Source organism: Arthrobacter sp. Helios (assembly GCF_023167125.1).
GTDB classification, from domain to species: domain Bacteria; phylum Actinomycetota; class Actinomycetes; order Actinomycetales; family Micrococcaceae; genus Arthrobacter_B; species Arthrobacter_B luteolus.
This window is the reverse complement of sequence record NZ_CP095402.1, coordinates 1,482,280-1,496,127: the sequence shown is the minus strand read 5'-3', so window position 1 is coordinate 1,496,127 and position 13,848 is coordinate 1,482,280. Positions and strand designations below refer to the sequence as shown.

The following is a 13,848-nucleotide window of genomic DNA, read 5'->3' as shown; positions in this document are numbered from 1 at the left end:
TGAAGTGCCCGTCGACCTGCGCGGACACACAGCAATAAATGTTAGCAGAACTTTGGCCTGGATGTGTGATCCGGCGGCTCGCGGAACACGCTCCCGGCATTCCTTATCCGGAACGCGCCGTGAGCCGCGCCGCTACTTTCTCGAAGACCGCACGGCTGACGACGGCGCCCTCCCGCCGGATCGAGCCCGGCTCAAGCTGCAGGATCCGGTCCAGCTTCACTTCGCTGGGCCGGCCCTTGCTGTCCCAGGCGCCGGTGCCGATGTCGACATAGTCGGGATCGGCGTCGAACGCGTTGTTACGGTCCCGGGACGTGAGCATCAGTCCCAGCAGCTGCCGCCCGGAACGTCCGATCAGCAGGACCGGACGGTCCTTGCCCTGGGCCGGATCCTCCTCATACGGAACCCAGGCCCACACCACTTCGCCCGGATCCGGGGAGCCGTCCGGCCGCGGGGCGTACACCGGTGAAACCGGACCCCGGTAGTCTCCGGCGTAGTTCCGTTTTCCACGGGATGCTCCGGAAGACGGCGGTGCTCCGGACGACGACGACGGCGGTGCCGGCCGGGGAGAGGTCCGGGAACCGGTGCGGGCAGAACCGGAAGACCGGGCCGGTCCCGGGGCGAGGGAGCGGGCCGCGCGCAGCACGGTCCGGGCCAGTCCGATCAGGTTCCGGGAAGAAAACGCCATACCTGCATCCTAGGCGCCCTGCCTGGCCGCCGGAGTTCGGGTCCGGCGGCCGAAACGTGGGAGACTGTTAAGTTAGAAACAGCTTATAAACCCATCTGCTCCACCAACCCTGCGCGCAGGTCCACACCCGCCCGAGCAGCCAACGGCCCACAGCACTACGGCCGCAGGCGTACGGCCAGGAAACGGACACGACGCAAACAGCAAAGGAACCGCCACAGTGTCACCCATGGCCCGCTTCTCACCGGTGCCTGCCGCGACGGATCCGGCGATCATCAGAAACTTCTGCATCATCGCCCACATCGACCACGGCAAGTCCACCCTGGCCGACCGCATGCTCCAGTCCACCGGCGTCGTCGAGCACCGGAACATGAAGGCCCAGTATCTGGACCGGATGGACATCGAGCGTGAGCGCGGAATCACCATCAAGTCCCAGGCCGTGCGGATGCCGTGGGAGCTCGACGGCGAGTCCTACGCCCTGAACATGATCGATACCCCGGGCCACGTGGACTTCACCTACGAGGTTTCCCGGTCCCTGGCCGCCTGCGAAGGCGCAGTGCTGTTGGTGGACGCCGCCCAGGGCATCGAGGCCCAGACGCTGGCCAACCTCTACTTGGCGATGGAGAACGACCTCACCATCATTCCGGTCCTCAACAAGATCGACCTTCCGGCAGCGCAGCCGGAGAAGTACGCCGAGGAACTGGCGAAGCTGATCGGCGGCGACCCGGCGGACGTCCTGCGGGTCTCCGGCAAGACCGGTGTGGGCGTCGAAGCCCTGCTGGACCAGATCGTCCGCGACATTCCGGCGCCGGTGGGGGATCCCGACGCTCCGGCCCGTGCCATGATCTTCGACTCCGTGTATGACACCTACCGCGGCGTCGTTACCTATGTCCGAGTGGTGGACGGCAAGCTCTCGCCCCGGGAACGCATCCAGATGATGTCCACCCGGGCCAGCCACGAACTCCTCGAAATCGGTGTCAGCTCGCCCGAACCCACCCCCTCCAAGGGGCTGGGCGTCGGCGAGGTTGGCTATCTCATCACCGGAGTGAAGGACGTGCGGCTGTCCAAGGTGGGCGACACCGTCACCAACCTGGCCAAACCCGCATCCGAGTCGCTGCCCGGCTACGCCGATCCCAAGCCCATGGTGTTCTCCGGGCTGTACCCGATCGACGGCGCCGACTACCCGGTGCTGCGCGACGCGCTCGAAAAGCTGATGCTCAACGACGCCGCGCTCGTCTACGAACCCGAAACGTCGGCGGCACTGGGCTTCGGTTTCCGCGTTGGCTTCCTGGGCCTGCTGCACCTGGAAATCACCCGCGAACGGCTCGAGCGCGAGTACAACCTGGACCTGATCTCGACTGCCCCCAACGTGGAGTACGAGGTAACGCTGGAGGACAAGAAGGTCGTCACCGTGACCAACCCCAGCGAATACCCCACCGGAAAGATCGCCGAAGTCCGCGAGCCGATGGTGTCCGCCACCATCCTGGCACCGAACGAATTCGTCGGCGCCATCATGGAGCTGTGCCAGACCCGCCGCGGCGTCCTGGGCGGCATGGACTACCTCTCCGAGGACCGCGTGGAAATCCGGTACCGCCTGCCGCTGGCCGAGATCGTCTTCGACTTCTTTGACATCCTCAAGTCCAAAACACGGGGCTACGCCTCGCTGGACTGGAAGGCCGACGGCGAGCAGGTTGCAGACCTGGTCAAGGTGGACATCCTGCTCCAGGGCGAACAGGTGGACGCGTTCAGCTCCATCACCCACAAGGACAAGGCGTACTCCTACGGAGTGATGATGACCGGCAAGCTCCGCGAACTCATTCCACGGCAGCAGTTCGAGGTGCCGATCCAGGCGGCTATCGGCTCCCGCATCATCGCCCGCGAGTCCATCCGCGCCATCCGCAAGGATGTCCTGGCCAAGTGCTACGGCGGCGACATCAGCCGTAAGCGCAAACTGCTGGAAAAGCAGAAGGAAGGCAAGAAGCGCATGAAGATGGTCGGCCGCGTGGAAGTGCCGCAGGAAGCCTTCGTCGCCGCGCTGTCCTCCGATGAGTCCAAGGACAAATCCAAAAAGTGACACCCAGCGCGCTGCCCCTCGGAGATCCCGCTCCGAAGGACGGGATCCTTCCGGCCCAGGCCGCCGCCGCGGCGGCCGGGCGCCGGTTTGGCCTCTACGTCCACATTCCGTTCTGCGCCGTCCGCTGCGGCTACTGCGATTTCAACACCTACACCGCCACGGAACTGGGCGGCGGCGCCTCGCAGGTTGAGTATGCGGCGACGGCGCAGCAGGAAGTGCGGTTCGCCGCCGGCGCGCTGGAAGCCTCCGGAGTGCCGCACCGCCCCATCGAGACGGTGTTCTTCGGCGGCGGGACACCCACTCTGCTCCCGGCGGAGGACCTCGCCGCGATCCTGGGCACCGCCGTCGAACGGTGGGGGCTGGCCCCGGGCGCTGAGGTGACCACCGAAGCCAATCCCGATTCCGTGACCCCTGAATCGCTGCAGCTGCTCGCTGACGCGGGGTTCACCCGGGTGTCCTTCGGCATGCAGTCGGCCGTTCCGCATGTGCTGGCGGTCCTGGACCGCACGCACACACCATCCCGCGTCCCGCAGGCCGTGAAGTGGGCGCGCGACGCCGGCCTGAAGGTAAGCGTGGACCTGATCTACGGGACGCCGGGGGAGTCCCTGGCGGACTGGAAATACTCGGTCGAGGAAGCGCTCAGCTACGAACCCGACCACATCTCTGCCTACGCGCTGATCATCGAAGACGGCACCAAGCTGGCGGCACGCATCCGCCGCGGCGAAGTGCCGCCGATCGATGACGATGACCACGCGGACAAGTACCTGCTGGCGGAGGAACTGTTCTCGGCTGCCGGTCTCACCTGGTACGAGGTCAGCAACTGGGCCCGCACTCCGGCGGACGAATGCCGCCACAACATGGCCTACTGGCGAAGCGACGACTGGTGGGGAATCGGCCCCGGGGCACACTCCCACGTCGGTGGTGTCCGCTGGTGGAACGCCAAGCACCCCACCGCGTACGCGGGCCGCATCGCCGCCGGTGAGTCTCCCGCCGTCGGACGCGAAACCCTGGACGCGGACACCCGCTACCTCGAAGACGTGATGCTGCGCGCCCGGCTGGCCGAAGGCCTGCCGCGGGAGTCGCTGCGCCCCGAAGGCCGCCAGGCCATCGCCGGCCTGATTGCGGACGGACTTGTCGAGCCGCAGGCAGCCTTCTCGGGCACCGTGGTCCTCACGCTGAAGGGCAGGCTCCTGGCCGACGCCGTGGTGCGAAGGCTGCTTCCCTAGGACAACGAGCTGCACGGCACACTGAAAAGCCCGCCATCACGTGATGGCGGGCTTTTCCGTTGAGCGGCTAGCGGATCCGGCGCAGGTTGAAGCGGTAGCGGTACGGGCGGCCGCGGTTGCATTCGATTCCGGCAATCACCGAAGCCACGGCAACGGTGATCCAGAGCAGCGCGTTGATAACGGCGAAGATACCGCCAACCACCGGGATGAAGGACAGCAGCCAGGCCAGCAGCGCCAGCAGGGTGGGAGGCAGCGTGAAGTTCAGCGCTTCCTTCGATTCCTGGGCGGTGAACGGCCCGCGGTCCTTGAACACCAGGTAGATGATGAGGGAGGGCACAAAGCCGAGGATGCCGCCGAAGTGGGCCATCGTGGCCCACTGCCGGTCCTCGGAAGCGGTCAGGGGAAGGGCGTTGGCAGGGGCACCCTGATAGTCCGGGCGCGCCGGTGAACCCTGGTTCTCCGGTTGTGGCGGATGGTTCTGGCGTGTGTTGGACACGGTTGCATTCCTTAAACTCTCAGATGACGCTGGGTCTGCACCCACGGGTACCTGTTGTTCCATCTAGGGTACTGGGTCCGGCAGCGTGGACATGAACCAGCGGGTCCGCGTGGCGGAAGATGCCCGGAGCGGGCAACCCGCAGTGCTGCCGGCTGCAGCGGACGGTCAGGGCACGGTGAGGAAATCGATGACTTCCTCCACCCGGCCCAGCAGGGTCGGCTCCAGGTCCGCATAGGTGCGGACCGAGCCCAGCAGCTTCTTCCAGCCCAGGGCGACATCGGTGTGGCCGCGGTGCGGCCAGCCGAGGCCCTTGAGGATGCCGGTCTTCCAGTCTTCGTGCCGCGGCACCACCGGCCAGGCCTGGAGGCCGATCACGTGCGGCTTGATGGCCTGCCAGACGTCCACGTAGGGATGCCCCACAATGAGCACGTTGCCGGCGGCACCCGGCACGGCCATCGCTTCGGCAGCAATTCTCGACTCCTTGGAACCGGCCACCAGATGGTCCACCAGGATGCCAAGCCGGCGCCCGGGCCCCGGGGCGAAATCCCGGATGGCGGCGGCCAGATCGTCTACGCCGTGGAGCGGCTCGACGACGATTCCTTCGACCCGCAGGTCATCGCCCCAGACCTTTTCCACCAGTTCGGCGTCGTGTTTGCCTTCCACCCAGATCCGGCTGGCCCTGGCGGTGCGGGCGCGCTGATTCGCGACGGCGACGGAACCTGAGGCGGTCCGCTTGGCAGCCGGGGCTGAGGCCTTGACTGCCGGGACAACTTCCACGGCCTCGCCTTCGAGCAGGAAACCGAAGCCAAGTTCGAAGGACCGGGTCCGGCCGCGGCCGTCTTCCAGGACCATCAGATGCAGCCCGCCTGACTTCTCCGTGCGGATTACGGCGCCTACCCAGCCGGTCTGCACGTCCTCGAGCACCAGGCCCTTTTCTGCGCCAACCTGCCGCAGCGCCTTGCGGGCCGGAGCCGTAATGTCCTGCGGCCCCCACTGGTAATTCGACACGGAATCTTCCTCATTCCTGGATGCGGTGCGCTGCGCCGGCGAAGCTGCGGGCACGCGAAGTTCAATGCTAGCAACGCAACCGGATCGTATTAGACTTAGCACTTGAAGACACTGAGTGCTAACGAGTGCTAACGAGTGCTAACCAGCACCAGCAGCCAGTGCTAACCATGCAAGTCCGCAGAAATCCGCCGAAGACAGCGAGGGAGGGGAAATCAATGAGCGAACCACGCCGGCTCGAGGTGCTCCGGGCCATCGTTGAAGATTACGTCCATTCCCGCGAACCCGTTGGCTCAAAAGCACTGGTGGAGCGGCACCAGCTGGGGGTTTCCTCCGCGACCATCCGCAACGACATGGCCGTCCTTGAAGAAGAAGGCCTGATCGTGGCGCCGCATACCTCGGCGGGGCGGATCCCCACGGACAAGGGCTACCGGCTCTTCGTGGACCAGCTTTCGGATCTGAAGCCGCTCTCCGCAGCGGAGCGCCGGGCGATCCAGACCCTGCTTGAAGGCGCGGACGACATTGACGACGTCCTCGACCGCACAGTGCGGCTGCTGGCCCAGCTCACCAACCAGGTGGCGGTGGTCCAGTACCCGCACCTCGGCAACGCCAAGGTGCGGCACATTGAGTTTGTCCTGCTGGCTCCGTCCCAGGTTTTGGTGGTCCTGATTTCCACCACGGGACGCGTCGAGCAGCGGGTGACTGCCATTCCTTCCGCCGTCAGTGAACCGTCGCTGCACGAACTGCGCCAGCACTTCCTGCAGGCACTGGCCGGGACCACGCTCACGCGGATCACGAGCCACCTCACGGATGCCCTGGCAACCGTTCCCGTGCAGCTGCGCGGAATTGCCGGTTCGCTCGCCCGCTGCCTGGAGCAGCTGGCCGGCATCAACCGGGAAGACCGGATGGTGATGGCAGGAACCGCCAACCTGGCCCGGTCCACGGGCGACTTCCCGCTGACCATCGGTCCCATCCTCGAAGCGCTCGAAGAGCAGGTCGTGATGCTGCGGCTTCTCTCTGAGATGGAACAGGACGCCAAGGGTGTCTCAGTCCGCATTGGATCGGAAAACCCCTACGGCTCACTTTCGGAAGCATCCGTGGTGGCCACTGGGTATGGCCGGGACGCGTCCGCTATGGTAGGAGTCCTCGGTCCAACCCGGATGGACTATCCCAACACCATGGCTGCGGTCCGCGCCGTCGCCCGCTACCTTTCGCGGGTCCTGAACAGCTGAGCATCCCAAGACCGGATAGAAGTGGCAGCTGCTGCGGCACTGCCGGTAAGACAAGTTACCCCCGAGGCGGGGCACGCAATACAGGAAGCGATGTGCACGAGTGAGTGATCACTACCAGGTACTCGGCGTGAGCCGGGACGCCACCGGTGAGGAAATCAAGAAGGCCTACCGCAAGCTTGCCCGCAAGCTGCATCCCGATGTTAATACCGCTCCCGGTGCGGGTGACGAGTTCAAGGCCGTAACGCACGCCTACGAGGTACTCTCCGATCCGCAGAAGCGGCGCGTATATGACACGACGGGGCAGGAGAACGGGACCGACAACGGTTTTGGCGGCGGCTTCAGCGGCCAGGGCTTCGGATTCCAGGACATTTTCGATACCTTCTTCGGCGGGGCGGGCGGCGGGCGGGGACCGGCATCACGGACCCGGCGCGGCCAGGATGCCCTCATCAACGTCCGGATCGACCTCAAGGATGCCGTCTTCGGCACCAACAAGAAGATCGACGTCGAAACCGCCGTCGTCTGCCCCACCTGCGACGGCTCCTGCTGCCAGCCCGGCACCTCGCCGCGCACCTGCGACATCTGCCACGGCAGCGGCCAGGTCCAGCGGGCCGTGCGTTCGATCCTCGGCCAGGTCATGACCACTGCACCCTGCGGCTCCTGCCAGGGCTTCGGTACGGTCATCCCCGATCCGTGCCACGAATGCGCCGGCGAAGGGCGGGTCCGGAGCCGCCGCACACTGACCATTAAGGTTCCCGCCGGTGTCGCCACCGGCACCCGCATCCAGCTCAGCGGACAGGGCGAGGCCGGCACGGCCGGCGGCCCCCAGGGCGACCTCTATGTCGAGATCCGCGTCAACGCGGACCCGGTGTTTGTCCGCGACGGTGACGACCTGCACGCCACACTGACCGTTCCGATGACGGCCGCGGCGCTGGGCACGGTCATCAGCATGGACACCTTTGACGGCGCACGGGACATCAACATCAAGCCGGGCACCCAGTCCGGCGAAATCACGACCCTCAAGGGTCTGGGCGTCACGCACCTCCGCGGCTACGGCCGCGGGGACCTGCTGGTGCATATCCAGGTCGAAACGCCGCAGAAGCTCGACGCCGAGCAGGAAGAGCTCCTGCGTCAGCTGGCGGCCATGCGCGGCGAAGAGTTCGCCGAGGGCCGGGTCGGCAGCGGCAGCACCGGTGTCTTCGCCAAACTCCGTGACCGGCTGGGCAACCACTAACCGGTGACGAAACCATGACGAACCCGATCTTCTTCGGTGATCCGGAACAGGTCGCAGCGGCCGTCCCGGGCGCCGTGTTCTCCCTCACCGGTCCGGAAGCCAGGCATGCCGTAGCAGTCAAGCGGCTGGCACCGGGGGAGGACGTTGACATTGTCGACGGCGGTGGTCTCCGGCTCCGCGGGACGGTCCGTTCGGCGGATCCGTCCCTGCTGGAGGTGGAGGTGCGGGAAGTCGAAACCGAACCGGCAGCCGGGCAGGAACTGATCCTGGTCCAGGCGCTGGCGAAGGGTGACCGCGACGAGCAGGCCATCGAAGCGGCCACCGAGCTCGGGGTCGATACTGTTATCCCCTGGCAGTCCGAGCGCAGCATCGTGCGCTGGCGCGCGGAAAAAGCAGCCAAGGGCCGGGCGAAGTGGCAGGCCGTGGTGACATCCGCCGCCAAGCAGTCACGGCGTTCGCGGCTGCCTCAGGTACTGGACGTCACGGACAGCAGGGCACTGCCTGCAAGGCTGGCCGGGGTGGATTTGGTCCTGGTCCTTCACGAGGAAGCCGACGCGCCGTTCGCCCAGGCGGTTGAGTCCATCCGGCGGGGTCAGCCCGCCGGGTCAGCAGACGAGGGGCACCCGGTCTCCATCGCGGTGATTGTTGGTCCCGAAGGCGGGATCAGTCCGGCCGAGCTCGACGCGCTGCGCGCAGCCGGTGCCACTGCGGTCCGCCTTGGCCCGCACGTGCTGCGTTCCTCGAGTGCCGGACCGGCAGCACTGGTTCTGCTCAACCACCTGCTGGGCCGCTGGTCCTGATTTTCGGCCGGACCCGGGTTCCGCGGGTCAGTAAACGGTAATCCGCTTCGAATCCTCATTGGCGCCCTCGCCGTGGAAGATCCGCAGGTTGTACTCACCCGGCTCCAGCTTGATCGGCACATCAAACAGGGCCGTCTCTCCGGCGGATGCGTCCAGACGGATCGTGCCCGAGGCCACCTGGGTCGCTTCCGGGCGTCCGTTGGTAATCGGTTCCACACTCCAGGAGAGCTGCTCATCGCGGACTACCGCGGATCCGGAGACCGTCAGCGACGTCTCCGTTGCCTCGCCCTCCTGCGGAGTGATGATCCAGATGGGGGCAGGCAGGGAAGCATCGCGCTCGAGCGGCTGTTCCAGGCTCTCGTGTCCGAAGGCCTGGTAACCGGCCTTTCCGTCGACCAGGACAACCACGCTGGCGCTGAACCCCGCCGTGGTCAGCCCCGCATTGGCGGCGGCAGCGGTGGCCGTGTAAACCAGCTGCTGGACGGCGCGGTGAGCCATGCCGGCATCCAGGGAGGCCTTGAACGCATCGGAGGTGATGTCCACGGTGATGACGTTCTTGCTGGAGATCGAAGCGGTGACGTTCGACGCCGGATGCCAGGGAGTGAAGTAGTCGCCGTCGCGCGGGGATTCCCGGGTCATCGCCCTGACCGCTTCACCGATCGGATCTCCGTTGTTCTCCGAGGGCAGGAACTCACGGTAAAGCTGCACATCGGATTCATTGAGTCCAAGCCAGTACACGGGCATCACCACCTTGGAGACGGTGGCCTCCGCCGGAGCGGAGACGGCCATGGGGCGGCCCTCTGAGCTGGCGCTCCCGCTAAAGGAGTTCGGCATGCTGGTGGTGGGGAGCTCGGCAACAACGCCGCAGCTGCCCAGCAGAAGAGGTGCTCCGGCTGCCAGCAGCAACAGGGACATGCGGCGGCCGGGTCCGGATTTGCGGTGCGGTGAGATGAACGGTCCCTGCCTTCCTCTGTTCCGGGCTGCGGTCCGTAGACCGCAGCTGTGTGGGGGGGGAGTCTGCCGGGGCGGGAACCGGCAGCACGCATTCCAGCTTGGCATATCGCCCGCCCGCAAACCGGGGGCTTAACGGTTCTGCGGCGGGACTGAAACCCGATTGAGACCCAGCCGATGCCAAGCCGAGATATTGGGTGTAACACTGCTCACGAAGCCGCGCAGTCCGTGCGCCGGAAGCCGGCTTCTGGTATGGATGCCGGAGGCGTACCGCAGCGGTGATCAAGTAACATTAACCAGGGTGTGTGTAAGGCCGGTCAGGCCTTCGCCGCCGGGACTGCAACCCAACTTCCTTAAAAGGGGCGATGAAAGGCCGAGGGGCCGAATATATGACCGAATCTTCAGCAGGAATCGGCACTATCCGCGAAGACCAGCAAAAGATCGTCTTCGATTCAACGGAGCAGATGGTCCAGTCGCTGGGCGCCAACGATGAAGCACTGAAAATCATCGAGGCTGCTTTTCCCGAGGTGAACCTGCACGTCCGTGGAAACGAACTCTCCGTCACGGGGCCAGCGGTGGCGGTTGACCGCACTGTCCGCCTGGTCAACGAGGTCCGCGTGCTGGCACGCCACCAGACGCGCGTCACGCCCCAGATCCTGGAACAGCTCATCACGATGCTGCGGGATCAAAGCGCCGAGCGTCCCGCTGACGTGCTCACGCAGAACATCCTGTCCACGCGGGGACGCACCATCCGGCCCAAGACCTTGAACCAGAAGAACTATGTCGACGCGATCGACAGGAACACTGTCGTCTTCGGGATCGGCCCGGCCGGCACCGGAAAGACCTACCTGGCCATGGCCAAGGCTGTGCAGGCGCTGCAGCAGAAGGAAGTGAACCGGATCATCCTGACCCGGCCCGCCGTCGAAGCGGGGGAGCGGCTCGGGTTCCTGCCCGGCACCCTCAGCGACAAGATCGATCCTTACCTGCGCCCGCTCTACGACGCCCTGCACGACATGATGGACCCCGAGTCCATTCCGCGGCTGATGGCGGCCGGCACCATCGAGGTAGCGCCGCTGGCGTATATGCGCGGACGAACCCTCAACGACGCCTTCATCATTCTGGACGAGGCGCAGAACACCACGCCGGAACAAATGAAGATGTTCCTGACCCGCCTTGGCTTTGGTTCCAAGATGGTGGTCACCGGTGATGTCACGCAGGTGGACCTGCCCGGCAGCACCGTGTCCGGCCTCCGGATCGTCCACGAGATCCTGGACGGCATCGAGGATGTGCAGTTCTCCGAACTGACAGCGACCGACGTCGTCCGGCACCGGCTGGTCAGCGACATCGTGACCGCCTATGGCGAATGGGATGAGAAGCGCCGCACCCGCCCCGCATCGCGGGACGCCGGCCAGGAGAACAAACGATGAGCATTGAAGTAAACAACGAATCCGCGCTGCCCGCAGACGAAGAGACGCTGGCGAGGCTGGGCCGGTTCCTGCTGGACGCCCTGTACGTCCACCCCGAAGCGGATCTCTCGATCATCCTGGTGGATGAAGACGCGATCGAGAAGCTGCACATCGAATGGATGGACCTGCCCGGTCCGACCGATGTCCTCTCCTTCCCGATGGACGAACTTCGCCCCGGGTCGCCCGGACGGCCGACGCCGGCCGGTGTCCTGGGCGACATCGTGCTCTGCCCGCAGGTCGCGGCTCAACAAGCGGAAACCGCCGGCCACAGCATGGAGGATGAACTGCTCCTGCTGACCACGCACGGAGTGCTTCACCTGCTCGGTTACGACCACGCCGAGCCGGAGGAAGAAGCCGAAATGTTCGGGCTCCAGCGGCACCTGCTCTCCGACTTCCTGGGCAAGGATGCCCCGAAGGAGACGCGCAGTTGAGCATAGGCATCCTGGTAGTCATGGCCTTGGCCTTTATGGTCCTGGCCGGATTGCTTACTGCTGCCGAGGCTGCCTACGGCTACCTGCCCCGCCACGAAGCCGAGGCGCTCCTTAACGGCCGGGCCGGAAAACCGCTGAAACGGATCCTGCAGCACCCGGTGGCGCACATGCACGCCCTGCGTTTCTGGCGGGTGTGGTTCGAAATGGCCATGGCTGTCTCCGTGGCCATGGCCTTCCAGCTGCTGGTGCAGAACCTCTGGCTGGCCGGACTGCTGGCCACCGTGACGATGGCCGCCGTCGGCTTCGTCCTGGTAGGCGTCTCGCCCCGGCAGATCGGCCGGAAGCACGTCACCGGTGTGGTTGTCCTCACCGCAGGGCTGGTGTCCGTCCTGCGCACTGTGCTGGGACCCATACCGGGATGGCTGGTAAAGATTGGCTCCGCGGTCGCCCCCGGGGCCAACGGTGTGGACGCCGCCTTCTTTACCGAGGAGGAGTTCAGGGAACTGCTGGACCGGGCGTCCGAAGCGGACATGATCGAAAACACCGAGGCGGAGCTGATCCACTCCGTCTTCGAACTCGGTGATACCAAGGTGCGCTCCGTTATGGTCCCGCGTACGGACATGGTCTGCCTGGAATCCGGGTCCACCCTGGGCCAGGCTATGTCCCTGTTCCTGCGCTCGGGGTATTCCCGCGTCCCGGTGATCCGGGACAGCGCCGACCAGATCCGCGGCATCCTCTATCTCAAGGACGTCGCGGCGCAGCTGCACGGACGGGATGGGGACGCCTCCGCCCAGACGGTGGACGGCCTCTGCCGCCCGGTCCGCTATGTACCCGAATCCAAGGCCGTCGATGAGCTTCTGCAGGAACTGCAGCGTGAATCAACGCATTTGGCCATCGTGATTGATGAATACGGCGGAACTGCGGGACTGGTCACCTTGGAGGACCTGATTGAGGAAATCGTCGGCGAAATCGTTGACGAATACGACTCCGAACGGCCTGAGATTGAAGACCTGGGCGGGGGCCGCTACCGTATCAGCTCCAAAGCAGGCATCGATGACCTCGGCGAACTGTTCGACATCACCCTTGAGGACGACGAGGTGGACACGGTCGGCGGACTGCTTGCCAAGGCCCTGGGCCGCGTCCCGATTGTCGGCAGCGAAGTGGTTGTCGAAGGAATCGTCCTTCACGCCGAAAGACTCGAAGGCCGCCGCAACCGGGTTTCCCACGTGCTGGCCTGGAAACAGCCCGCGGGCGATGAAACTGAAACCCACGACGACGCCGAACCCCGCCGCCGTACGAAATCAACAGAATTGGTACCCCGAAATGACTGAGCCCACGTTCCGCGCCGGATTTGTGTCCCTGGTGGGCCGGCCCAACGCCGGCAAGTCCACCCTGACCAATGCCCTGGTTGGCCAGAAGGTGGCCATCACGTCCGCCAAACCGCAGACCACCCGGCACACGATCCGCGGCATTGTCCACCGCGAAGACTCCCAGCTGATCCTGGTCGACACCCCGGGGCTGCACCGGCCGCGCACCCTGCTGGGCCAGCGGCTGAACGACCTGGTGGCTGACACCCTTGCCGAAGTCGATGCCATCGGGTTCTGCCTCCCTGCCAATGAAGCCGTTGGTCCGGGCGACCGGTACATCGCGAACCAGCTGGCGGCACTCAAGCGGAAGCCGGTGATCGCGCTGGTCACCAAGACCGACCTCGTGGACCGCGCCGCGCTGGCCAAGCAGCTGATGTCGGTAACCGCGCTGGGCACTGAAGTCCTCGGCGAAACCGGATGGGCCGACGTCGTGCCGGTCTCAGCCGCTGACGGCTTCCAGGTTGATACCGTCGCCGACGTGCTGTCCTCCCACATGCCGTCCTCCCCGCCCCTGTACCCGGACGGCGAACTGACTGACGAACCCGAAGCCGTGATGGTCGCCGAACTGGTCCGGGAAGCCGCGCTGGAAGGTGTCCGGGACGAGCTTCCGCACTCCCTGGCCGTAGTCGTCGACGAGATCGTGCCCCGCGAAGGCCGCAGCGCGGAAAACCCGCTGCTCGACGTGCGCGTAAACCTCTACGTTGAACGATCCTCGCAGAAAGCGATTATTATTGGCCGGGGCGGAGCGCGCCTGCGCGAAGTGGGAACCAACGCCCGCCGCGGCATTGAGGCACTGCTGGGCACCAGGGTTTACCTGGACCTGCACGTCAAAATCGCCAAGGACTGGCAGCGTGACCCCAAGCAGCTGGTAAAGCTGGGCTTCTAGC

General features: G+C 65.6%; 13 protein-coding genes. 9 read left to right on the top strand and 4 right to left on the bottom strand.

Annotation, left to right across the window (positions count from 1 at the left end):
• Positions 1–103: 103 nt before the first annotated feature.
• Positions 104–685, bottom strand: a complete 582-nt coding sequence (locus ArtHe_RS06640; protein ID WP_248319274.1) for a type II toxin-antitoxin system PemK/MazF family toxin — start codon at positions 683–685, stop codon at positions 104–106.
• A gap of 217 nt (positions 686–902) precedes the next feature.
• On the opposite strand from ArtHe_RS06640, the gene lepA reads away from it, so the two are divergent.
• Positions 903–2,756: a translation elongation factor 4 gene (lepA, locus tag ArtHe_RS06635; protein WP_066297636.1), complete on the top strand. Its 1,854-nt coding sequence runs from the start codon at positions 903–905 to the stop codon at positions 2,754–2,756.
• The gene (gene hemW, locus ArtHe_RS06630; protein WP_248319272.1) at positions 2,753–3,982 is read left to right on the top strand and encodes a radical SAM family heme chaperone HemW; all 1,230 of its coding nucleotides are present in this window, start codon (positions 2,753–2,755) and stop codon (positions 3,980–3,982) included. The genes lepA and hemW overlap by 4 nt, the downstream gene beginning before the upstream one ends.
• Before the next feature lie 67 nt (positions 3,983–4,049).
• On the opposite strand, the gene ArtHe_RS06625 is transcribed toward hemW, so the two are convergent.
• Entirely contained in the window at positions 4,050–4,478 is a 429-nt protein-coding gene (locus ArtHe_RS06625) for a DUF4870 domain-containing protein (protein WP_066297640.1), read from the bottom strand.
• A 165-nt stretch (positions 4,479–4,643) separates the two neighbouring features.
• Positions 4,644–5,486 (bottom strand): DUF3097 domain-containing protein, encoded by an 843-nt coding sequence (locus ArtHe_RS06620; protein ID WP_248319270.1) that lies wholly within the window; start codon positions 5,484–5,486, stop codon positions 4,644–4,646.
• A gap of 215 nt (positions 5,487–5,701) precedes the next feature.
• Between ArtHe_RS06620 and hrcA the strand changes: the two genes are divergently transcribed.
• From hrcA to ArtHe_RS06605, 3 genes are all read left to right on the top strand, one after another.
• Positions 5,702–6,715 carry a heat-inducible transcriptional repressor HrcA gene (hrcA, locus tag ArtHe_RS06615; RefSeq protein WP_066297646.1) on the top strand — a complete coding sequence of 338 codons (1,014 nt, stop codon included), beginning with the start codon at positions 5,702–5,704 and terminating at the stop codon, positions 6,713–6,715.
• A 100-nt stretch (positions 6,716–6,815) separates the two neighbouring features.
• Positions 6,816–7,946, top strand: coding sequence for a molecular chaperone DnaJ (gene dnaJ / locus ArtHe_RS06610; protein WP_248319269.1), 1,131 nt, complete (start codon positions 6,816–6,818; stop codon positions 7,944–7,946).
• A 14-nt stretch (positions 7,947–7,960) separates the two neighbouring features.
• A complete protein-coding gene (locus ArtHe_RS06605) occupies positions 7,961–8,746 on the top strand; it encodes a 16S rRNA (uracil(1498)-N(3))-methyltransferase (RefSeq protein WP_248319267.1) in 786 nt (261 codons plus the stop codon).
• A gap of 27 nt (positions 8,747–8,773) precedes the next feature.
• Here ArtHe_RS06605 and ArtHe_RS06600 read toward each other — a convergent pair whose 3' ends face one another.
• Positions 8,774–9,661 carry a GerMN domain-containing protein gene (locus tag ArtHe_RS06600; RefSeq protein WP_248319266.1) on the bottom strand — a complete coding sequence of 296 codons (888 nt, stop codon included), beginning with the start codon at positions 9,659–9,661 and terminating at the stop codon, positions 8,774–8,776.
• A 425-nt stretch (positions 9,662–10,086) separates the two neighbouring features.
• On the opposite strand from ArtHe_RS06600, the gene ArtHe_RS06595 reads away from it, so the two are divergent.
• Genes ArtHe_RS06595 through era form a run of 4 tightly spaced genes read left to right on the top strand, consistent with a single transcriptional unit; the run spans position 10,087 to position 13,847 of the window.
• The gene (locus ArtHe_RS06595; RefSeq protein ID WP_248319264.1) at positions 10,087–11,124 is read left to right on the top strand and encodes a PhoH family protein; all 1,038 of its coding nucleotides are present in this window, start codon (positions 10,087–10,089) and stop codon (positions 11,122–11,124) included.
• Positions 11,121–11,594 (top strand): rRNA maturation RNase YbeY, encoded by a 474-nt coding sequence (ybeY, locus tag ArtHe_RS06590; RefSeq protein WP_248319262.1) that lies wholly within the window; start codon positions 11,121–11,123, stop codon positions 11,592–11,594. The genes ArtHe_RS06595 and ybeY overlap by 4 nt, the downstream gene beginning before the upstream one ends.
• Complete coding sequence (locus ArtHe_RS06585; protein ID WP_066297659.1) at positions 11,591–12,925, top strand: hemolysin family protein; 1,335 nt, start codon at positions 11,591–11,593, stop codon at positions 12,923–12,925. Before ybeY ends, ArtHe_RS06585 begins: the two co-directional genes overlap by 4 nt.
• The gene (gene era, locus ArtHe_RS06580) at positions 12,918–13,847 is read left to right on the top strand and encodes a GTPase Era (protein ID WP_248319261.1); all 930 of its coding nucleotides are present in this window, start codon (positions 12,918–12,920) and stop codon (positions 13,845–13,847) included. The genes ArtHe_RS06585 and era overlap by 8 nt, the downstream gene beginning before the upstream one ends.
• Position 13,848: the final 1 nt, after the last annotated feature.